Genomic DNA, 20,515 nt, shown 5'->3' with positions numbered 1-20,515 from the left:
GGTCATTGCTCTCGCGGATCCAGGACGTCGCGCAGGCCGTCGCCGATCAGGTTGAAGCCGAGGCTGACCACGAAGATCGCGATGCCGGGATAGGTGCAGATCCACCACTGGTCCAGGATCTGGTTGCGGCCGTCGGAGACCATCGAGCCCCATTCCGGCTGCGGCGGGGCGACGCCCAAGCCCAGGAAGCCCAAGCCCGCGGCGATCAGGATGATACCCGCCATGTCGAGCGTCACCCGCACGATCAGCGAGGGCAAGCACATCGGCATGATATGGCCGACCAGCACGCGGAAGCTGGAGGCGCCGCTCATCTGCGCCGCGGCGATATAGTCGGTGTTGCGCACCATCAGCGTTTCGGCCCGGGCGATGCGCGCATAGGGCGGCCAGGAGGTGATGGCGATGGCGAGGATCGCGTTCTCGATACCGGCACCCAAGGCCGCCGCGAAGGCGAGGGCCAGCACGATCTTCGGGAAGGCGAGGAAGGCGTCGGTGATCCGCATCAGCACCGTGTCGACCCAGCCGCCGACATAGCCGGCGGTGGTGCCGATGATGATGCCGAGCGGCGCTGCGGTGATCGCCACCATGATGATGATCAGCAAGGTGGTGCGCGAGCCGTAGACGATGCGGCTCCAGATGTCGCGCTGCTGCTGGTCGGTGCCGAGCCAATGCTCGCCGCCGGGTGGCAGCAACCGGTCGGTGATCGGGCCGGCCTCGGTCGGGTTGAACTGGGTGAGCCAGGGCGCGAACACCGCCATGCCGATCAGGCCCAGGATGATGACCAGGCCGATCATCGCCAGCGGGTTCTTCGCGAAGGCGACCCAGCCGAGATAGGCGCGGCCGGCGCGGGCCTGCATCCGCGAATGCGGGGTGTCGGTCAGCAGCCAGCGCCGCCAGTTCTGCGGCGTTACGTTGAGGACCCAGCCGGTGGTGCCTGTGGCCATTACTTTGCCCCCATCATTTCGCCCGGGGATCCAGGAAGCGGTAGGCGAGATCGGTCAGGGTATTGATGATGATGTAGACGAAACCGACCACGATGGTGCCGCCCATCACCGCCGGCAGGTCCTGGCCGAAGATCGAATCCGTGATGTAGAGGCCGATGCCGTGCCAGGCGAACACCGTCTCGGTCAGCACCGAGCCTTCCAGCAGGTTGCCGTAGGAGAGCGCTACCACGGTGATCAGCGGCACCAGGATGTTGCCCATGGCGTGCTTCCAGATGATGCGCCGTTCCGGCACGCCCTTGACCCGCGCAGTCAGCACGTATTCCTGCCGGAGCTGGCTCAGCATCAGCGAGCGGGTCATGCGGCTGATATAGGCCAGTGAGTAATAGCCGAGCAGGGCGGCCGGCAGGATCAGGTGTGCCACCGCGTTCCAGAACAGATCGGTCTCGCCGGCGATCAGGGTGTCGATGGTCATGATGCCGGTCACCGGCGTGATGATGTCCTCATAGCCGAAGTCGAGGCGCCCGGGGCCGGGCAGCCAGTCGAGCTTGGCGTAGAAGATCAGCAGCGCCATGATGCCGAGCCAGAAGATCGGCATCGAATAGCCGACCAGGCCGACGAAGCGGATCAGGTGATCGACGACGGTGTCCTTGGCGACGGCGGCCCAGACCCCGAGCGGGATGCCGATCACCGTGCCGATCACGATGCCCCAGGTGGCGAGCTCCAGGGTCGCCGGGAAGACATGGGCTAGGTCTTCCAGGATCGGCTGGCTGGTGCGGAGCGAGACCCCCAGATCGCCCTGGAACACGTTCCAGATATAGAGCAGGAACTGGACCGGGATCGGATGATCCAGGCCGAGCTTGGTGCGCGCCGCCGCGATCGTCGATTCCGAGGCATGGTCGCCGACAATGGCGAGCACGGGATCGACCGGCAGCAGGCGGCTGATGACGAAGGTGACGACGAGCAGGCCCAGCATCGTCGTCGCGATGGACAGCAGGACCTTGCTGGCGGATTTCAGCGCAAGCATCGAATTGGGAGAGTAACCGAGGCCGGAAAAAACACGGGCGACTCCCGATCAAGGGAGTCGCCCGATGCCGGTTCCGAACGTCAGTTCTTCACGACGTATTTGTAGAGATTGAGGTCGAAGGTCGGGCCGATGATGAAGCCGCTCACATCGGAACGGACAGCCGCGGTCTCGACCTGCTGGAACAGGATGACGTAGGGGCTCTCTTCCAACGCCATCTTCTGCAGGTCCATGTACATCTGGGCCCGCTTGGCGCCGTCCCGTTCGTCGCGGGCGGCGTTCACCGCCTTGGCACGCTCCTCAGACACCCACTGATTGCGCTTGGCGAGCGGTGCGTTCAGGTAGCCGTCGGTATTCGAGTGCGGATCCTGGTAGTCCGAGCCCCACTGGCCGAGATAGATATCGTGCTCGCTGGCGCGATACTTGGTCAGCGTGGTCTTGTTGTCGGCCAGGCGGATGATCAGGTTGACGCCGGCCTTGGCCATCGAGCTTTGCAGCGAAGCGGCCAGCTCGCGGGCTTCCGACTTGTTGGTGACGTCGATGGTCACGTCGAAGCCGTTCGGCTGTCCGCCGGCCTTCAGCAGCTCCTTCGCCTTGGCGACGTCGAAGGTGAACGGCGTCTCGTTGTCGGCGCCGAGCTGGCCGTCGGGCAGGAAGGTCTGGTGCTTGATGCCGGTGCCGTTGAACAGGGTCTTCTGCAGCCCGTCATAGTCCACCAGATACTTCATCGCCTGGCGGAGATCCTTGTTGCCCAGGTACTGGTTCTTCACGTTGAGGCCCATGTACCAGAGCGTCGCCTTCGGCGATGCCACAGTCTTCAGCGCCTTGTCGCCGGTGATCGCCTTCAGCTGGTCGCCGGTCAGGTTGCGCGCGATGTCGACGTCGCCCTTCTGGACCAGCAGCTGCTGGGTGGCGCTCTCGGTCACGTTCTTGATCAGGACGCGCTTGATCTTCGGCACGCCGTCCCAGTAGCCCTCATTGGTCTCGAGGACCATCGACTCCTTGGGCTTGTAGCTCTTCAGCGAGAACGGGCCGGAGCCCGCTTCGTTGGTCTTCATCCAGCCGTTGCCCATGTCGTCGCCCGAGGCGTGCTCCATGGCCAGCTTCTTGTCGATGACGACGCTGGTGTACGAGAGGCAGTTCAGGAAGAAGCTCGGCGCATAGGCGGCATCGAGCTCGACCTCCAGGGTCATCGGGTCCTTCACCCGGATCATCTTGTCGGCGTTTTCCGCGGTCAGGCCGAACTGATTCATGATGAAGGCGGGGTTGCCGTTGATCTTCACGAAGCGGATCAGCGAGAAGGCGGCATCCTCGGCGGTCATCTCGTTGCCGGAATGGAATTTGATGCCCGGGCGGATCTTGAACTGGAAGGTTTTGCCATCGTCGCTGACGGTGTAGCTCTCGGCCGCCTGGAACTTCAGCTCGGACGGCTTCTCCGCATTGATCACCACCAAGCGATCATAGGTGTTGGCCATGTATTCCGAGCTGGTGAACTCGTAGATCTCGGCCGGATCGAGCGAGATCATATCGTCGATGACATAGGCCATCACCAGCGTGTCTTTCGGCGTCTCGGCCTGCGCCATGCCCATGGCAAAGGTGAAGGCGCTGACGCTCATCCCCACGGCGAGGAGGGCCGATCGTACAAACGGTTTCATTGTCTTAGCTCCCTGATTCAGGCAGTCCTGGCGCTTCATTGGAACACCCCGCACCCTGGACCGAACGGTCAAGGTTATCATGGCTTTGTCACGGAGGTAAACGATTGCGACCCGGCTTAGAGGCGCTAAAAACTTGCGCCGGTGTTCAGGCCGGCGCTCAGGTCAGGCGGCGAATCCAGTCCTGATGCCTCGGATATTCGGCCAGCAGCGCGTCCCGGCCGGCCAGCTCGAAATCCGCGAAGTCGAAGCCGGGCGCCACCGTGCAGCCGACCAGGCTGAATCCCGTGGGGCTGAACCGGCTGTCCGCCGCGGGGGCGGCGCCGAACCAGGACCCGGCCGGGACCACGTGCTGGTAGAGGAGACCGCCGCCGAGCCGCGTGGTCCTGAGGCTGCCGGCGGGATCGATCTCCACCACGTCGAGGGGATCGCCGGCGTAGAAGTGCCAGACCTCGTCGGCCTTGATGCGGTGGAGGTGGGAACATTGGCCGGCTTCCAGCAGGAAATAGATCGCCGTCGATATGCTGCGTTCGCCGTTGAATCGCCGGGGCAGGGCGGCGGCGACGACGCTCTCCGCAGCCCGATAGGTCTCGCGGAACCAGCCGCCCTCGGGATGGGGCTGGAGTTGCAGCTGCTCGACGATCGCACTGACGTTCATGGTCGTCCTCAAACTTGACGGGTGTTGACCCCCATGGAACCCTATCGAAGGTGGCGGAATGCCGGGGGACTCGCGTAACCGATGCCGAGCATCTATCAGATCAAGCCGCGCTTCCAGGCGCTGCTGCGGCCGCTGGTGCGGGGGTTAGCCGCGGGCGGCCACACCGCCAATCAGGTGACAATCGCGGCGGCCGTGATGTCTGTCGCGGCGGGTGTTGTGTTGGCGAAGTGGGCGTCCGTGCCGGCGGTCTGGTTCCTGCTGCCGGCGGTGCTGTTCATTCGAATGGCGCTCAACGCCATCGACGGCATGCTGGCGCGCGAGCATGGACAAAAGAGCCCGCTTGGCGCCTTCCTGAATGAGCTCTGCGACGTGATCTCCGACGCGGCGCTCTACCTACCCTTCGCGTTGCTGCGCGTATCGGAACCAATCATTGAGTATGCACCATCCCCTTTTAACGTGAATCCCATCGTCGTGATTGTCGCCGTGATGCTGGCGGCGCTCTCCGAGATGACGGGCGTGGTTGCGATCCAGATCGGTGCCGAGCGGCGTTATGACGGCCCGATGGGCAAGAGCGATCGGGCGCTTGCCTTCGGCTTCCTGGCTGTGCTGGTCGGTCTTCATCTCGTTCCGACGGTCTGGATCACCTATGCCATAGGTTTCATTGCGCTGCTGACCGCCTGGACCATCGTCAACCGTGTACGCGCAGCGCTGCGCCAGGGGACGGCTTGATCCCCTTCGAAATCACAAACAATGCGGCTATCGCACTGCTCGGCGTTTTCACGCTGCTGATTGTGGCGAGCGCTGTCGCCTTCGGCCTTGCGAAGCGCCATCCCGACCGCGACTACACCGAGCTCAATCTACGGATCCGCACCTGGTGGGTGATCGTCATCCTGTTCGCGCTGGCGATCGCGCTGCCGCCGATCTTCGCGATCTGTCTCTTGGGCTTCGTCAGCTTCCTCGCCTTCAAGGAATATATCACCCTCATTCCCACCCGGCGCGCCGATCATCGGGTGCTGTTCTGGGCCTATCTCGCCATTCCGGCGCAGTACTATTGGGCCGCCGACGGCTGGTACGGGATGTTCATCATCTTCATCCCGGTCTACGCCTTCCTGTTGCTGCCCGCGCGCATGGTGCTGATCGGCGAGACCGAAGGCTTCATCCGCGCCGCGGGCACCCTGCATTGGGGCCTGATGACCACGGTCTTCAGCCTCAGCCACATGGCCTATCTGCTGGCGCTCCCGGCCGCGGTCAATCCCGCCGGCGGCAGCGACGGCTTGCTGCTCTATCTGCTGCTGCTCACCCAACTGAACGACGTCGCGCAATATGTCTGGGGCAAGAGCTTCGGCCGGCACAAGGTGGTGCCGAAGGTCAGCCCGAAGAAGACGGTCGAGGGCCTGGCCGGCGGCATCCTGACCACCACCCTGGTCGGATTTCTCGCCGGGCCGTATCTGACGCCGCTGACGCCGGTCGAGGCGGCGATCGCCGGCCTGCTGATCGGCTGCGCGGGCTTCATCGGCGACATCTCGGTCTCGGCGGTGAAGCGCGATCTCGGCATCAAGGACAGCGGCAGCATCCTGCCCGGCCATGGCGGCATCCTCGACCGGGTCGACAGCCTCACCTTCACCGCGCCGCTGTTCTTCCACTACGTCTACTATCTGCACTACTGATGATCCGGCTGCTGCGCCTGCTGTTCTGGATCCTGATCGGGCGGCCGCTGGTGCTGATCGTGCTGGGCCTCAACGTGCGCAACCTGAAGAACCTGCCGCTGCAGGGCCCGGCCATCGTGGTCGCCAACCATAACAGCCATCTCGACACTTTCGTGCTGATGACCTTGTTTCCCCTGTCGCGGCTGCATCGCCTGCGGCCGGTGGCGGCGGCGGATTACTTCCTCAAGAACCGCGTGCTCGCCTGGTTCACGCTCAACATCGTCAACATGATCCCGCTCGACCGGACCAAGGTCGGCAAGCGCGGCGAGGATCCGCTCGAGAACTGCGGCAAGGCGCTCGCCGCCGGTGAGATTCTCCTGGTCTATCCGGAAGGCACGCGCGGCGCGACCGACAGCCTGGCCAAGTTCAAGGGCGGTGTCGCCCGATTGAAGGAGCAGTTTCCCGAGATGCCGGTGGTGCCGGTCTATATGCAGGGCTTGAGCCGCGCCCTACCCAAGGGCGAGATCGCCCTGGTGCCGGTGGTGGTCGACGTCTTCATCGGCGAGCCGGTCGCCTGGGCCGGCAACCGCCAGGCCTTCACCCAGGCCTTGCAGGATTCGGTCACCGCGCTCGCCGCCGCGGCGCCGCACCCGACCTGGAAGTGACTCAGCGCAGGTAGATGTCGATATAGTCGGCGACCGCCTCGCAGGGGTTGTCGATCGGATACATCCGCCAGTATTTCCGGCCGCCCTTGCGCTCGAAGATGACCTCGACTTCGCGCGGGCATTCCTTGCCTTCGTAGATGTGGAAGACCTTGGTGACGATCTTGCCCTTGAAGGTGAAGGTCGACTTCTCGATCTTGGTGACCTCGCCATCCAGGGAGACTAGGCCCTCCTTGGCCTCCATCTTTCCGGTCAGCAGCCAGCGCCCGCCATCCTGCTTCACCTCGGCGCTGCCGGCGTCCTTCAGGGTGCCGCTGCCGATCCATTGCAGGGTCAGGGCATGCTTGCCGAGCAGCTGCTTGGCGGCCTTCTGGTCGGTGATGACCGGATCGGCGTGAGCGGAAGCAGCGCAGAAGGTGAGTGCGACGAGTGCTGGCAGCAACTTCCTCATTTCGGCCCCCGGTATTTGGCGAAGATTTCCTTCAGGCGGTCATGCGGAATCGCATGCGCGGTGCGGCCCTTGAAGCCGGTCATGGTCTCGGCGGCGACCAGGGCGTTCCAGATCGCCTCCTCGGTCGCCTCAGCGGCGGCCTGGAACAGCGGGGTGCATTCGTCGATGCCGAGCATGCGCACGTCCGTCATCTTCGACCGGAGCGGCACTTTATTGCCGGTGGAGAAGGCGAGGAAGATGTCGCCGCTGCCGTTGGAGCCGAAGCCGCCGCACCAGGCGAGCCCGGTCGTCGCGCGCCGCGCCAGGCGCTGGCATTGGATCGGCAGCAGCGGTGCGTCGGTTGCGAGGATGACGATGATCGAGCCCGAACCCGGCTCCGGGTCCCAATAGGCGCCCTTGATTTTGTCGGTGCCGAGCTCCAAGCCGACCGGCGCATTGCCGCAGCGGAGCAAGGCGCGGCTGCCATAGTTCGACTGCACCAGGGCCCCCACCGTCCAGCTGCCGGTCTCGCCCTTGACGACGCGGGAGGCGGTGCCCGTGCCGCCCTTGAACTCATGGGTGATCATGCCGGTGCCGCCGCCGACATTGCCCTCTTGCGGCAGGCCGCCCTTGGCATTCTCCAGCGCCTCGAGCGCCAACTCCGTTGTCACCGGAAAGGAATAGGCGTCGGAGAGCCAGCCGTCATGGGTTTCGGCGGCGACCGGCAGCAGCCAGGACTCATCGATGCCGCGTTTCTTTGCGTCATGACAGATCGCGTCGCGCACCACGCCGACCGCATGGGTGTTGGTGATGCAGATCGGCGAGGTGAGCAGGCCCTGCTCGGCCAGCCAGATCGTGCCGGTCATCTCGCCATTGCCGTTAAAGCTGTGGTAACCGGCGAAGCAGAGGTCGGTATAGGCATTGGCCGTCGGCCAGATCGCGGTGACACCGGTGCGCACCACATGCGGCTCGTCGCGAATCAAGGTCGCGCTGCCGACCGTGACTCCGGCGACATCGGTGATGGCATTGAGCGGTCCCGGCGGCATCTGCCCGAGGCTGATGCCGAGGTCACGCAAGCGCGGCTTTCCCATGATTCCCCCTGACTGCAACAGGGGGACAGTCTAGCTAGCCAACCTGTTCGGGCAAGCGCATCCAGTCCGGCACGCTGGGCCGGAGCGTGGCCTCGCCCGCGGTGAGGCCTTCGGCCCGTGCGCGATCGAGATGCTCGAGCCGCACCATGGCGAGGCCGCTCTTGCCGTCCGGGCCGAGGCTGCGGAGCTCCCCGGCCTCGACCCCGCCCAGCATCAGCGCCGTGCCGGGCGCCGGCGCCGCGCCGCTGATCTCGACGGGCAGCAGCCGCTTGCGCACCAGGCCGCGATAGCGGGTCCGGGCGGTCAGCTCCTGACCCATGTAGCAGCCCTTGTCCCAGTCGATCGCGTGCAGCTCCTCGAAACCGTTCTCCAGCAGGATGCCCTTGTCCGGGATCAGGTCGCGGCTGCCCGAAGGCACGCCCAGCGCGACGCGCAGCTGCTCGAAGGTTTCGATGGGTGCCGCGCTGAACCCGGCGTTCCGCGCCGTCGCCTCGGCCTCGGCACGGGGCAGGAAGGCGCGGGCGCCGAGCGCCGGCAGCCGCGGATCGACGAAGACCACGCCGCCCGACAGGGGCTTTGCCAGCCCCGCAGTGGGGGCGAGGCCGAGCCTGGCCAGCGCGCCGGGCCCGGCGAACACGACCACCGCCCAATCGGCCGCCGCATCGACCACCTTCACCTTGGAGCGCAGGCGATACATGGAAAGGCGTTTGATCAAATCGGCCCGGCGCTCGGTCTCCGGGTCGAGCAGATAGCGCCCCTCGACCTCGGCCACGCTGAAGTCGTGCAGGAACTTGCCCTGGGCGGTCAGGAAGGCGCTGAAGATCGCCTGGGTCTGGCTCACCCGCTGCGTGTCGTTGCTGATCAACCCCTGGAGGAAGGTCTGGCGGTCTTCGCCCTCGACCGCGACCGGGCTCCGGAACGTGTCGATCGCAAAAAAATCCGTATTCGTCATGTGGCTATGGCTTGGCTGCTGCGTGATCTATGGTAATAGTCGGATGCTTCCGTAAAATTGCAAGACCCAGGGATCCACCTAATTATTCAGGGGAGACGATGAAGCGGATCGGATTGTTGACCAGCGGCGGCGATTGCGCCGGGCTGAACGCGGCCCTTCGCGCGGTCTATGCCCGCGCGCATCATGGCTATGGCTGGACCGTCGTGGGCATCCGCAACGGCACGGCCGGCCTCATGGAGCGGCCGGTCCAGGCCGAGGAGCTCGACGAGCGGGCGATGAACAGCGATCTCCTGCGCCTGGGTGGTACCATCCTGGGGACCACCAACAAGGGCAATCCGTTCAAGTTCCCGATGGAGGATGGCAGCTTCGTCGATCGCACGAACGAGGTGATCGAGGGCTACAAGATGCTGAACCTCGACGCCCTGATCATGATCGGCGGCGACGGCTCGATGGCGATCATCCGCAAGCTGGCGAAGCAGGGCGGGATCCCGCTGGTCGCGATCCCCAAGACCATCGACAACGACATCGGCGCCACCGAGACCTCGATCGGCTTCGAGACTGCGGTCCAGGCCGCGACCTCGGCGCTCGACCACCTGCAGCCGACGGCGGCGTCGCACAGCCGCGTCATGGTGCTGGAGCTGATGGGCCGCGATGCGGGCCATATCGCGCTCTGGTCCGGCATCGCCGGCGGCGCCGACGTGATCCTGATCCCCGAGATCCCCTACAAGCTCTCCGCGATCTGCGAGAAGCTGGAGCAGCTGAAGAAGCGCAAGCGCAACTTCGCCCTGGTGGTGGTCGCCGAGGCGGTGAAGACCGAGACCGGCGAAGCCGTGACCGCAGTCCATGGCGGTGGCGCCGGCGCCACCCGGACCTATGGCGGCATCGGCCAGTACATCGCCGAGGAGATCGCGCGCCTCACCGGCGCCGAGACCCGCGTCACCGTGCTCGGCCACGTGCAGCGCGGCGGCACGCCGGAACCCGGCGACCGGGTGATCGCCTCGGCCTTCGGGGTCCATGCCGTCGATCTCATCGCCGAGAAGCGCTATGACCGCATGGTCGGCTGGAACAACCGTCGCGTCGTCGATGTGCCGATCGAGGATGCGATCCGCGCCGCGCAGACGGTCGATCCGCAGGGTGAGCTGGTGACCGCGGCGCGCGGCCTTGGGATCAGCTTCGGCGATTCGGTCGCGTGACACGTCTCGACCCCGGAGCCTTCTGGGAATTCAGCCTCGCCTATTACAGCCGTGAGCGCGTCGCCGCCGCCTGTCTCTCGCTGCAGAACCGCCGGGGCGCGGACGTGAATATCCTGTTGTTCTGCTGCTGGCTTGCGACCATGGGCTGGAAAGTGGAGCGGGACGGCCTCCATGCCGCGATCGCCACCGTCGAGGCCTGGCGCCGCGACGTGCTGGAGCCGCTGCGCGGCGCCCGGCGCACCGTCGCCGACCAGTTTCCCGAACTCGCCAAGTCCGATCGCCAGTCGATCAAGCACGGCATGCTCTCGGTCGAGCTGGAATGCGAGCGCGTGGCCCAGGAGAAGATCGCGCTCGGCGCGACCGGCGTGGTCGCGGTCGAGGATGGGTCCACGCCGCTGCAACTCGCCAGTGCCGCGCTCGAGACCTATCTCGACCTGGTCGTCGGCACGCCCGACGAGCAGGACGCGGAAGATTTGAAGGCGCTCCTGGAACCGCTTTGATTTCAAAATGTTACTGCGGCGCCGGCGGCGGAACCAATTTGCCAGGAGGGGGTTGTACTTAAACCGGGCGAGCCGCCTGGATTCCACGCAATCACTGAATGGAACGCCCGACGATGAGCAGTCTCGATCTCGCCGTCATCGGAAACAGCAGCGTCGCGGCGCTGATCGATTCCCGGGCCCGCATCGTCTTCGCCAGCCTGCCGCGCCTCGATTCCGATCCGGTGTTCTGCTCGCTGCTGCGCGGCGGCGATGCCGCCGGCGCGGCGCCCGCCGACGGTGCGCTCTCAATCGAGCTCAAAGACTACGAAGACTCTGAGCAGAGCTACCTCGATAACACCGCGGTGCTGCACTCCGTGCTGCACGACCGCAATGGCGGCGCGATCGAGGTTGTCGACTTCGCCCCGCGCTATGATCAGCACAACCGCACGCACCGTCCGCCGATGCTGGTGCGGCGCATCACGCCGCTCGCCGGCCGCCCGATGATTCGGGTGCTTGCGCGGCCGATGAGTGACTACGGCGGCACTGCGCTGAAGTCGGTGCGCGGCAGCCACCATATCGTCTATTTCAGCGACCGCCAGCGCCAGCGCATGACGACCACGATTCCGGTCAGCTACGTGATGGAGGAACGCTACTTCCGGCTGGACCAGCAGCATTGGATCCTCTGGGCGCCGGACGAGCCGATCAATTCCGATCTCGAGGACCTCTGCCGCCGCTATTTCGAGACCACGCTGGGGCACTGGCGGCTCTGGGTGCGCGGCCTCACCATCCCGTTCGAGTGGCAGCAGGCGGTGATCCGTGCGGCGATCACCTTGAAGCTCTGCATGTTCGAGGAAACCGGCGCGATCGCCGCGGCGCTCACCACCTCGATCCCGGAAGCGCCGAATACGGTCCGCAACTGGGACTATCGCTATTGCTGGCTGCGCGATGCGGTATTCGTCATCCGCGCCTTGAACCGGCTCGGCGTCACCCGAACCATGGAGCAGTATATCGGCTTCATCACCGACGTGATCGACGTCGCGCGCGAAGGCGTGATCCAGCCGGTCTATGGCATCTCGCGCGAGGCCGACCTCACCGAGACGATTGCCGAGGCGCTCGCCGGCTATCGCGGCATGGGGCCGGTCCGGGTCGGCAATGCCGCCTACCAGCAGGTGCAGAACGACGTCTACGGCAGCATGGTGCTGGCGGCGATCCACTTGTTCTTCGATCACCGCCTGCTCAGGAAGCCCGCCAACGAGGAGCTCTACGACCAGCTCGAATTTCTCGGCGCGCGCGCGGTCGAGGCCTTCGACCAGCCCGATGCCGGGCCCTGGGAGCTGCGCGGCTCGGCCTCGGTGCACACTTTCTCCGCCATGATGTGCTGGGCGGCCTGTGACCGGCTGAAGCGGATCGCGCGGATCATGGGCCGGACCGACCGCACCGAGTTCTGGAGCGACAAGGCGGAGCATCTGAAGCTCACCATCGAGCGCCATACCTGGTCCGAATCCCGCAAAAGTTTCGTTTCCACCTTCGACGGCAACGACCTCGATGCAAGCTTGCTGTTGATGGCCCAGATCGGTTTCGTGCAGGCCTCGGACCCGCGCTACGTCGCCACCGTCGAACGGATCGGGCAGGAACTGAAGCGCGGCGATTTCATTTACCGCTATGTGGTCCGGGACGATTTCGGCGAGCCGGAGACGGCCTTCCTGATCTGCACGTTCTGGTACATCGATGCGCTGGCCGCGATCGGAAAGTCGGTTGAAGCCCGCGCCTTGTTCGACAAGATCATGAGCTACAGAAACCGGTTTGGTCTGTTCTCGGAGGATGTGGACCCGAAGACGGGTGAGTTGTGGGGCAATTTCCCCCAGGCCTATTCCATGGTGGGTCTGATCAACTCCGCCATGAATCTGAGTCTGAGTTGGGAGGAAGCGTCATGACCCGCTTGATCGTCGTCTCCAATCGCGTCGCCCTGCCCCGCGACCGCTCGGCGCGGGCCGGCGGCCTCGCGGTCGGCGTGCTCTCGGCGCTGAAACGCTCCGGCGGGATCTGGTTCGGCTGGAGCGGCGAGACCAGCGAGTCCCCGGCACCCCAGCCCAAGGTGATGAAGTCGGGCGGCATCACCTATGCGACCATCGACTTCACCGCCGAGGAGTTCGACGCCTATTACAACGGCTATTGCAACAGCACGCTCTGGCCGCTGCTGCATTATCGCCTCGGCCTGGTCGAGCATTCCAGGCAGCACCAGGATGCCTATATGCGCATCAACGCGCGCTTCGCCGATCACCTGGCGGCGATGGTGCGGCCGGGCGACGTCATCTGGATCCATGACTACCAGCTGATGATGCTGCCGGGCGAGCTGCGGCTGCGCGGGCTCAGGAACCGGATCGGCTTCTTCCTGCATATTCCGCTTCCGGGGCCGGAGATCTTCTGCGCCCTGCCGGCGCACAAGCAGCTGATGGGCTCGCTGGCCGAATGCGACCTGGTCGGCTTCCAGACCGAGAGCGACCTCCGCGCCTTCCGCGACTACGCGCAGTATGAGAGCGGCGGTTCGCTGCGGCCGGACGGCGCGATCGAGATGTTCGGGCGGCGGCTGCGGGCCGGCGCCTTCCCGATCGGCATCGATGTCGAGGAGATGAAGTCGCTCGCCGCCGAGGCCGAGGGCGACGAGGAAGTGCGGCGCCTGGCCCACAGCATCTCCAGCCGCCAGCTCGTCATCGGCGTCGATCGACTGGATTACAGCAAGGGCATCCTCAACCGCATCGATGCGGTTGGCGAGCTGCTGACCACGCGCCCCGACTACCGCAACCGCATCACCTTCGTGCAGATCGCAGCACCCTCGCGCATCGACGTCGCGCGCTACAAGAAGCTCCGCCGCGAGATCGAAGGCTGCGCCGGGCGGGTCAACGGCAAGCACGCCGAGATCGACTGGGTGCCGGTGCGCTATCTGAACCGGGTCTTCCCGCGCCGGCAGCTGGCGGGTTTCTACCGGGTGGCGCGGGTCGGGCTGGTGACCCCGTTGCGCGATGGGATGAACCTGGTCGCCAAGGAATATGTCGCGGCGCAGAAGCCGAACGATCCCGGTGTCCTGGTGCTCTCGCGCTTCGCCGGCGCCGCGCGCGAATTGAAGGGCGCCCTGATCGTCAACCCCTTCGACCAGGTGGAGATGGCGGAGGCGCTGGACCAGGCCTTGCGCATGCCCTTGACCGAGCGCCAGGACCGCTGGCGCAAGCTGATGGGCGCGCTCCAGCGCAACGACCTCGCCACCTGGTCGGACAGCTTCCTCGATACCTTGAACACCAGCGAACGCGCCGCGGCCTAGCCGAGCAGCGCCTTCAGCCAGGCCCGCACTGCGGCCGGATCGCTGAGCGCCCAGGCGACCTCGGCATCGAGGCCGCCGATCGCCACGCCGTCGCCGCCCAGCGCGCGCGCCGCCGCCATGCCGTCGAGATCGGTGCGGTCGTCGCCGATGAACAGCGGTCGGCGGCCGGCGAAGGCGGGCTGCTCCATCAACCGCTGCACCGCCGTGGCCTTGTTCCAGCCCCGCGCCTTCACCTCGAAGACGCGGTGCCCCGCAAGCAGCTGCCAGCCGTTCTCGAAATGCAGCGACCCGAGGGCGGCGCGCAAATCCGGCTCCGCCTCCGCTGCGTGGCGGTAGTGGATGGCGAAGGAGGTGCCTTTGTCTTCGGTCCTGAGCCCGGGCCACCGCTGCTCGAGCATCGACACGATGGCCTGGAGCTGCGCCCGCAGCGGGTCGGAGAGATGCGCGCCGATCACCTGGATCTCGGCATCGGGGGTCTCGCGCAGCTCCGCTCCATGGGCACCGGAGGCTGGAAGCCGCAGCGGCTTCAGGAACCCATCGACCTCCGCGATCGGCCGGCCGGAGATGGTGGCAACCGCGCCGCCCGTGCCGGCAAGCAGGCGCGCGAGCAGGGGCGGCAAGTCGGAGGGCACGATCACGGCCTCCGGCTGGGGTGCCAGCTCGACCAGCGTGCCGTCGAAGTCGAGGAACAGCGCGATTTCCCGGAGTGCGAAGACCGGGGGCCCAGCGTTCATTTGGCGCCGGTCATCGCGGCTTCGACTTGCCGCGCCGGCGTGCTTGCTGGCCCCAGCGGTTGACGCGGCCGCTGTCGATGCCGAACAGGTCGAGCACGCGGCCGAGGCTGTGATCCACCATCTCCTCGAGGCTCTGCGGCCGCGCATACATGGCGGGGACGGGTGGGGCGATGATCGCGCCGATCTCGGTTGCTGCGAGCATGTTCTTTAAATGCCCGGCATGCAGCGGAGTTTCACGCACCATCAAAACCAGGCGCCGGCGCTCCTTCAAGGTGACGTCGGCGGCGCGCGAGATCAGGGTGGCGGTGACGCCGGTCGCGATCTCCGCCAGGGTCTTCACCGAGCAGGGCGCCACAATCATGCCCATGGTCTGGAACGAGCCGCTGGAGATCGGCGCCGCCAGGTCGTCAGCGCCGTGCACCTGGTCGGCCAGCGCCTTGACGTCCTTCAGCTTCCAATCGGTCTCGTAGGCCAGGGTTTGTTCCGCTGTGCGGGACATGATCAGGTGAGTCTCGATCACCGTCGGCTTCAGCAGTTCGAGCAGGCGTAGCCCATAAACAACACCGGAAGCTCCGGAAATTCCGACAACCAGGCGCGCCGGATGATGCGCGGCGGGTGCAGGGCTCTTGGGGGCCGAAGATCGACGGGAAATCATGGAGATGACGGGTTTCCTGGAATGGCGCGGGCTTTGCTTGCCGAAAGCTTAACGGAGCTGGACTGCCGCGGCGAATCGCCCGCCGCCTGCGCTCTGTCATTTACTCCGGTCGCGGATTGGAGTTAGCATTGTGCCTCTAAACGTCCCACCGACGCAAACCGCAGCGTCCACCGCAACTGCTAACCGGGAGAGTTGGGAATGAACGCAGAGCCACATCTTGAGTCTCTCAAGATCAAGCATGCAGACCTCGATGCCAAGATCGCTGCCGAAGAGTGCAGACCCCACCCCGATGACGACGTCATCCACGACCTCAAGAAACAAAAGCTGCGGATAAAAGACGAGCTGTTCAGCATCCAACGCCACGCGGGCCGCTGAACCCATCCAAGCCGATGCCAGATCGCCTTTCCTGAGCGGAAAGCGCGGTCCTTCACGTCCCACGGGCGGCTTGCCCCAGAGGTTGAGCCGCCCGATAGGTGAAACTTGCTGACCTGAATGGTCGCTTGACCCGGTCGGCGCAGTCCGGCTAATTTTATTTCATGACCGCGACCCGTTTCCCCCTGGAGCTCCTTCGACTTATCGCCCCGACGCGCTGATCGCGTCGGCCGCAGGGCTTCGTCCGAAGCCCGCCCTGCAGAAAAGTCGATTTTTCCAGTTCTAACAACGGGTTATGTCATGTCTCCCAGTTTCACGACGATCGATGCCTTGAACGATTCCCTGCTGGCGCGGCTGCGACTTCGCGGCGGCCGCCGGGGCCAGGGTGACGGCCGGCGGCCGGGCTTCGCGTCACGCCGCTTTCGACGAACCTGTTGTTGAAGAGATTTTTGAGGATGTCCGCCATGCGCGTTGACCCCAGTACCAAGTACAAGCCGTTCCAGCCGTTCAACTTGCCCGACCGCAAATGGCCGGGCCGCACCATCACCAAGGCGCCGATTTGGTGCTCGGTGGACTTGCGCGACGGCAACCAGGCGCTGATCGAGCCGATGGGACCTGAGCGCAAGATGCGCATGTTCCAGACCCTCGTGCGCATGGGCTACAAGGAGATCGAGATCGGCTTCCCCTCGGCCTCGCAGACCGATTTCGATTTCTGCCGCGAGCTCATTGAAGGGAAGCACATCCCCGACGACGTCACCGTCCAGGTGCTGACCCAGGCGCGCGACCACCTGATCAAGCGTACCTATGAGGCGTTGATCGGCGCACGCCGCGCGATCGTCCATGTCTACAACTCGACCTCGACCTTGCAGCGCCGCGTCGTCTTCAACCAGGACATGGCCGGCATCAAAGCGATCGCGGTCAACGGCGCGAAGCTGGTCCGCGAATTGGCCGAGAAGCAGACCGGTTCGACCGAGTTCGTCTATCAATACAGCCCGGAGAGCTATACCGGCACCGAGATCGACTATGCGATCGAGGTCTGCGAGGCGGTGATGGATGTCTGGGAGCCGACGCCGCAGAAGAAGTGCATCCTCAACCTGCCGGCCACCGTCGAGATGTCGACGCCGAACATCTATGCGGATTCGATCGAATACTTCTGCCGCAAGATGAAGAACCGCGAGAGCGCGATCATCTCGCTCCACCCGCACAATGACCGCGGCACCGGTGTTGCCGCCGCCGAGCTGGGAGTGATGGCAGGTGCCGATCGCATCGAAGGCACTTTGTTCGGCAACGGCGAGCGCACCGGCAACGTCGATCTCGTGACCCTCGGCTTGAATATGTTCACCCAGGGCGTCGATCCGGAGATCGATTTCTCCGACATCAACGACATCATGCGGACCGCGGAATACTGCAACCAGCTCCCCGTGCATCCGCGTCACCCTTACGCCGGCGACCTGGTCTTTACCGCCTTCTCAGGCTCGCACCAGGACGCGATCAAGAAGGGCTTCGCGGCGATGAAGCAGTCGAACAGCGGCGAATGGGCGGTGCCCTATCTGCCGATCGATCCGCAGGACGTCGGCCGCGACTACGAGGCGGTGATCCGCATCAACAGCCAGTCGGGCAAGGGCGGCGTCGCCTATATCCTGGAGAAGGATTACGGCATCAGCCTGCCCCGGAAGCTGCAGATCGAGTTCAGCCAGATCGTCCAGGAGATCGCCGACAAGACCGGCAAGGAGATTTCCAGCGAGGTGATCTGGCGCGCCTTCAACGACGAGTATCTCGGGCTCGAGGAGCCCTATGCCTTCATCGACCAGCAGACCTTGACCGACACCCATGCCAGCGAGATCCGGAACCTGACCGCCAAGCTCCGCGAGAACGGCGGAGAGGTCGAGATCACCGGCCGCGGCAACGGCCCGATCGATGCCTTCATGGATGCGATGAAGAAGCATTCAGGCATCGAGCTGAAGGTGGTCGATTACCGCGAGCACTCGGTCGGTCTCGGCAACGATGCGGCGGCCGTGGCCTATCTCGAGACCCGGCTCAATGACGGCCGCACCGTGTTTGGGGTCGGCATGAACCCCAACATCGTGACCGCCAGCCTCAAGGCCGTGGTCTCGGCTGCCAACCGGGCCAAGCTTGGCAAGGTCCGCGAGACGGCCGGCGCCGCCGAATAGCCCGAATGGAGGGGACGCGCAGCGGCGGCTGCGTCTGCGGTGCCGTGCGATTCACGGCGACCGGGGAACCGTTGCGCGTCACCCTCTGCCACTGCACCTGGTGCCAGCGCCGCACCGGCAGCGCCTTCGGCACCGAAGTCGTGTTCGAGAGCGGGCAGGTGGCTTTCACCGGCGCGCCCGCGAAATACCGGCACCACTCCGATGAGTCGGGCCGCTGGCTGGACGTGGAGTTCTGCCGCAACTGCGGCACCAATCTCGGCTTCACCTTGGAACTGGCGCCCGGATTGCGCACCTTGCCGGCCGGCGCCTTCGACGACCCGCGCTGGATCCGGCCGGAGGCCGTCGCCTTCAAGCATATCTACCTGCGCTCCCGCCGCCCATGGTCTGACTTGACCCCGCTGGTCGAGCAATACGAGCGGCACTTCCGCGCATCCTGACAGCTTCCGGCCGGTTCTCGCGCTATACGTATCCGACCAGGTCGGGGGGAAGTGCATGCAGTGGGTCGGCAGCCGTTCTTACGGCGTGACATTGGTCGCCTTGGCCGGTGTCCTCTGGAGCACCGGCGGGCTGTTCGTGCGGGCACTGGCGGCGCTCGACCTCTGGACCATGGTGGCCTGGCGCTCGCTGTTCGCGGCCCTGGCCCTGGCGGTGGTGATCGCTGTGTTGCACCGCGGGCGCAGCCTCGATGCCCTGCGACGTCTGGGGCGGCCTGGCCTGATCGCGATTCCGATCGCGCTGGTCTCGATGACCTCCTTCGTCGTGGCAGTCTGGCTGACCACGGTCGCCAATGTGATGATCGTCTATGCGACGGTGCCGTTCATCGCCGCCGGCATCGGCTTCCTGTGGAACGGCGAGCGGCCCAGCCGCCGCATGCTGGTCGCGGCCGGGGTCGCCTTCCTCGGCGTCGCGATCATGGCCGGTGCCTCAGCCAGCTTCGACGATCTCTTGGGCTGTGCCGTGGCGCTGCTGATGACCGGCACCTTCGCCACCCAGCTGGTGATGGCGCGCCGCTACCCGACCCTGGAGATGGCGCCGGTCAACGGCGGCGGCGCGGCTCTCTGCGCACTGATCTTCTTTCCGTTTGCGTCCACGCAGATCCCGGATCCAGAGCAGCTTGGCATCCTGCTTGCCTTCGGCATAGCGACCACGGCCGGCGCTTACGTGTTGTTCCTGATCGGCGGACGCTACATCCCCTCGGGCGAGGCGGGGCTGGTCGGCATGCTCGACGTGGTGCTGGCGCCGCTCTGGGTCTGGCTGCTGTTCAACGAGCAGCCCGGCACCGCCGCCTTGGTTGGCGGTGTAATCGTGCTGGCTTCGGTGCTTTGGTATCTGATCGCGGAGCTGCGGCTCAGCGCTGGTCGAGCTTGAACTCGATGCGGCGGTTCTTGGTGAGAGCGTCTTCGCTGTCGCCCGGGTCGAGCGGGCTGAACTCGGCGAAGCCGGCCGCGGCCAGCTTGTCCTCGGGGATGCCCTTGCTGGCGAGATATTTCACCACGGCGATGGCGCGGGCGGTCGAGAGCTCCCAGTTCGAGGGATAGAGACCGCTGGTGATCGGCCGCTTGTCGGTATGGCCGTCAACCCGGAGCACCCAGTTGATGTCCTCCGGGATCTCCTTGGTGATCAGGATCAGCGTGGTCGCGAGCGTGTCGAGCTGGTCGCGCCCGGCCTGGCCGATATCGGCCGAGCCTGAGGCGAACAACACTTCCGACTGGAACACGAAGCGGTCGCCGACGATGCGGATATCCCGGCGCTCGCCCAATGCCTCGCGCAGCCGCCCGAAGAACTCGGAACGATAGCGCGCCAGCTCCTCGACCTTGGAGGCTAGGGCGGAGTTTAGTTTCGAGCCCAGGTCGGCGATCTGGACCTGCTGCTCCTTGCTCTTCTGCTCAGAGGCCTGGAGCGCCAAGGCCAGTTGCGCCAGCTGGTCGCGCATCGCCAGGATCTGCTGGTTCAAGAGCGCGACCTGCGCTTCCGACTGGCTGGTGATCTGCTTGGCGTTCTCGTCAGCGGTCAGCAGCTTCTTCTGCAGGTCGTCGCGCAGGCTCTCGAGCGCGGCGATGTCGGAGAGCAAGGCGGTGATCTTGCTCTGGTCAGCCTCGATCGTCTTGTAGGCCTCTTCCAGCTGCTTCTGCTTCTCCTTGCTGGCGGCGAGCTTGGCCTCGGCGTCCTCGATCTTCGACTGGGCGTCGCCGAGCTGGGCCTTCAGGTTGTCGCGCTCGCCGATGATCACGGTGAGGCGGTTCTGCAGCGCATCGCGCTCCTGCGTGGACTTGGTCAATGCCGAGGAGAGCTGCGAGAGCTGCACCTTCAGCTGCTGGGAATTGCCGCGCTCCATCGACAGCATCTCGGAAAGCTCGTTCAGCTGCTGCGAGAGCTTGGCGAGAGTCTGGTCCTTGCCGGTCAGCGCCTGGGAGAGATAGAGCTGCGCCACCACGAAGATCATCAGCACGAAGACGATGACCATCAGCAAGGTCGACAGCACGTCGACATAGCCCGGCCAGGCTTCCATGGCGCGTCTGCGGCGGCTGGCGAGGGCCATGGT

General features: G+C 65.3%; 21 protein-coding genes. 11 read left to right on the top strand and 10 right to left on the bottom strand.

What is annotated here, in order from left to right:
* Positions 1–2 precede the first annotated feature (2 nt).
* The 4 genes from ACH2CY_RS06545 to ACH2CY_RS06530 form a co-directional block, all read right to left on the bottom strand.
* Entirely contained in the window at positions 3–941 is a 939-nt protein-coding gene (locus ACH2CY_RS06545) for an ABC transporter permease (RefSeq protein ID WP_395017279.1), read from the bottom strand.
* Positions 942–954: 13 nt separating this feature from the next.
* On the bottom strand, positions 955–1,965 hold the full coding sequence (locus ACH2CY_RS06540; RefSeq protein ID WP_395017277.1) for an ABC transporter permease: 1,011 nt from the start codon (positions 1,963–1,965) through the stop codon (positions 955–957).
* Between the two features lie 80 nt (positions 1,966–2,045).
* Positions 2,046–3,617, bottom strand: coding sequence for an ABC transporter substrate-binding protein (locus ACH2CY_RS06535; RefSeq protein ID WP_395017274.1), 1,572 nt, complete (start codon positions 3,615–3,617; stop codon positions 2,046–2,048).
* Positions 3,618–3,774: 157 nt separating this feature from the next.
* Positions 3,775–4,272, bottom strand: a complete 498-nt coding sequence (locus ACH2CY_RS06530) for a cupin domain-containing protein (protein WP_395017272.1) — start codon at positions 4,270–4,272, stop codon at positions 3,775–3,777.
* Between the two features lie 81 nt (positions 4,273–4,353).
* Between ACH2CY_RS06530 and ACH2CY_RS06525 the strand changes: the two genes are divergently transcribed.
* From ACH2CY_RS06525 to ACH2CY_RS06515, 3 genes are read left to right on the top strand one after another with little or no spacing between them, the layout of a single operon-like run.
* Entirely contained in the window at positions 4,354–5,001 is a 648-nt protein-coding gene (locus tag ACH2CY_RS06525) for a CDP-alcohol phosphatidyltransferase family protein (RefSeq protein ID WP_395017271.1), read from the top strand.
* Positions 4,998–5,939, top strand: coding sequence for a phosphatidate cytidylyltransferase (locus ACH2CY_RS06520; protein ID WP_395017269.1), 942 nt, complete (start codon positions 4,998–5,000; stop codon positions 5,937–5,939). The genes ACH2CY_RS06525 and ACH2CY_RS06520 overlap by 4 nt, the downstream gene beginning before the upstream one ends.
* Complete coding sequence (locus ACH2CY_RS06515; protein WP_395017267.1) at positions 5,939–6,583, top strand: lysophospholipid acyltransferase family protein; 645 nt, start codon at positions 5,939–5,941, stop codon at positions 6,581–6,583. Before ACH2CY_RS06520 ends, ACH2CY_RS06515 begins: the two co-directional genes overlap by 1 nt.
* 1 nt (position 6,584) lies before the next feature.
* On the opposite strand, the gene ACH2CY_RS06510 is transcribed toward ACH2CY_RS06515, so the two are convergent.
* From ACH2CY_RS06510 to ACH2CY_RS06500, 3 genes are read right to left on the bottom strand one after another with little or no spacing between them, the layout of a single operon-like run.
* On the bottom strand, positions 6,585–7,031 hold the full coding sequence (locus ACH2CY_RS06510) for a hypothetical protein (RefSeq protein ID WP_395017265.1): 447 nt from the start codon (positions 7,029–7,031) through the stop codon (positions 6,585–6,587).
* Complete coding sequence (locus tag ACH2CY_RS06505) at positions 7,028–8,101, bottom strand: P1 family peptidase (RefSeq protein ID WP_395017264.1); 1,074 nt, start codon at positions 8,099–8,101, stop codon at positions 7,028–7,030. Before ACH2CY_RS06505 ends, ACH2CY_RS06510 begins: the two co-directional genes overlap by 4 nt.
* Positions 8,102–8,135: 34 nt before the next feature.
* Positions 8,136–9,053, bottom strand: a complete 918-nt coding sequence (locus ACH2CY_RS06500) for a YgfZ/GcvT domain-containing protein (RefSeq protein ID WP_395017261.1) — start codon at positions 9,051–9,053, stop codon at positions 8,136–8,138.
* A gap of 98 nt (positions 9,054–9,151) precedes the next feature.
* Between ACH2CY_RS06500 and ACH2CY_RS06495 the strand changes: the two genes are divergently transcribed.
* The 4 genes from ACH2CY_RS06495 to otsA all read left to right on the top strand — a co-directional run bounded on the left by ACH2CY_RS06495 (position 9,152) and on the right by otsA (position 14,041).
* Complete coding sequence (locus ACH2CY_RS06495) at positions 9,152–10,246, top strand: ATP-dependent 6-phosphofructokinase (RefSeq protein ID WP_395017258.1); 1,095 nt, start codon at positions 9,152–9,154, stop codon at positions 10,244–10,246.
* Positions 10,243–10,746: a TIGR02444 family protein gene (locus ACH2CY_RS06490; RefSeq protein ID WP_395017257.1), complete on the top strand. Its 504-nt coding sequence runs from the start codon at positions 10,243–10,245 to the stop codon at positions 10,744–10,746. Before ACH2CY_RS06495 ends, ACH2CY_RS06490 begins: the two co-directional genes overlap by 4 nt.
* Positions 10,747–10,859: 113 nt before the next feature.
* Positions 10,860–12,659: a glycoside hydrolase family 15 protein gene (locus tag ACH2CY_RS06485; protein WP_395017254.1), complete on the top strand. Its 1,800-nt coding sequence runs from the start codon at positions 10,860–10,862 to the stop codon at positions 12,657–12,659.
* The gene (gene otsA, locus ACH2CY_RS06480; RefSeq protein WP_395017251.1) at positions 12,656–14,041 is read left to right on the top strand and encodes an alpha,alpha-trehalose-phosphate synthase (UDP-forming); all 1,386 of its coding nucleotides are present in this window, start codon (positions 12,656–12,658) and stop codon (positions 14,039–14,041) included. Before ACH2CY_RS06485 ends, otsA begins: the two co-directional genes overlap by 4 nt.
* Here the strand turns inward: otsA and otsB are convergent.
* Both otsB and ACH2CY_RS06470 read right to left on the bottom strand, forming a co-directional pair.
* Positions 14,038–14,775: a trehalose-phosphatase gene (gene otsB / locus ACH2CY_RS06475; protein WP_395017248.1), complete on the bottom strand. Its 738-nt coding sequence runs from the start codon at positions 14,773–14,775 to the stop codon at positions 14,038–14,040. The genes otsA and otsB overlap by 4 nt on opposite strands.
* A gap of 10 nt (positions 14,776–14,785) precedes the next feature.
* The gene (locus ACH2CY_RS06470) at positions 14,786–15,430 is read right to left on the bottom strand and encodes a UbiX family flavin prenyltransferase (protein ID WP_395017245.1); all 645 of its coding nucleotides are present in this window, start codon (positions 15,428–15,430) and stop codon (positions 14,786–14,788) included.
* A 198-nt stretch (positions 15,431–15,628) separates the two neighbouring features.
* Here ACH2CY_RS06470 and ACH2CY_RS06465 point away from each other — a divergent pair, with 198 nt between their 5' ends.
* The 4 genes from ACH2CY_RS06465 (at position 15,629) to ACH2CY_RS06450 (ending at position 19,341) form a co-directional block, all read left to right on the top strand.
* On the top strand, positions 15,629–15,805 hold the full coding sequence (locus ACH2CY_RS06465; protein WP_395017242.1) for a YdcH family protein: 177 nt from the start codon (positions 15,629–15,631) through the stop codon (positions 15,803–15,805).
* A 461-nt stretch (positions 15,806–16,266) separates the two neighbouring features.
* The gene (gene leuA / locus ACH2CY_RS06460) at positions 16,267–17,973 is read left to right on the top strand and encodes a 2-isopropylmalate synthase (protein ID WP_395017240.1); all 1,707 of its coding nucleotides are present in this window, start codon (positions 16,267–16,269) and stop codon (positions 17,971–17,973) included.
* A gap of 5 nt (positions 17,974–17,978) precedes the next feature.
* Entirely contained in the window at positions 17,979–18,410 is a 432-nt protein-coding gene (locus ACH2CY_RS06455; RefSeq protein ID WP_395017237.1) for a GFA family protein, read from the top strand.
* Positions 18,411–18,465: 55 nt separating this feature from the next.
* Entirely contained in the window at positions 18,466–19,341 is an 876-nt protein-coding gene (locus tag ACH2CY_RS06450) for a DMT family transporter (protein ID WP_395017234.1), read from the top strand.
* Here the strand turns inward: ACH2CY_RS06450 and ACH2CY_RS06445 are convergent.
* Positions 19,322–20,512, bottom strand: coding sequence for a peptidoglycan -binding protein (locus tag ACH2CY_RS06445; RefSeq protein WP_395017231.1), 1,191 nt, complete (start codon positions 20,510–20,512; stop codon positions 19,322–19,324). The two genes, ACH2CY_RS06450 and ACH2CY_RS06445, sit on opposite strands and share 20 nt — an antisense overlap.
* Positions 20,513–20,515: the final 3 nt, after the last annotated feature.

The organism is Dongia sp. (assembly GCF_041905885.1).
Classification (GTDB): domain Bacteria; phylum Pseudomonadota; class Alphaproteobacteria; order Dongiales; family Dongiaceae; genus Dongia.
The sequence above is the reverse complement of the archived record's forward strand: the minus strand, read 5'-3'. Positions and strand labels throughout refer to the sequence as shown.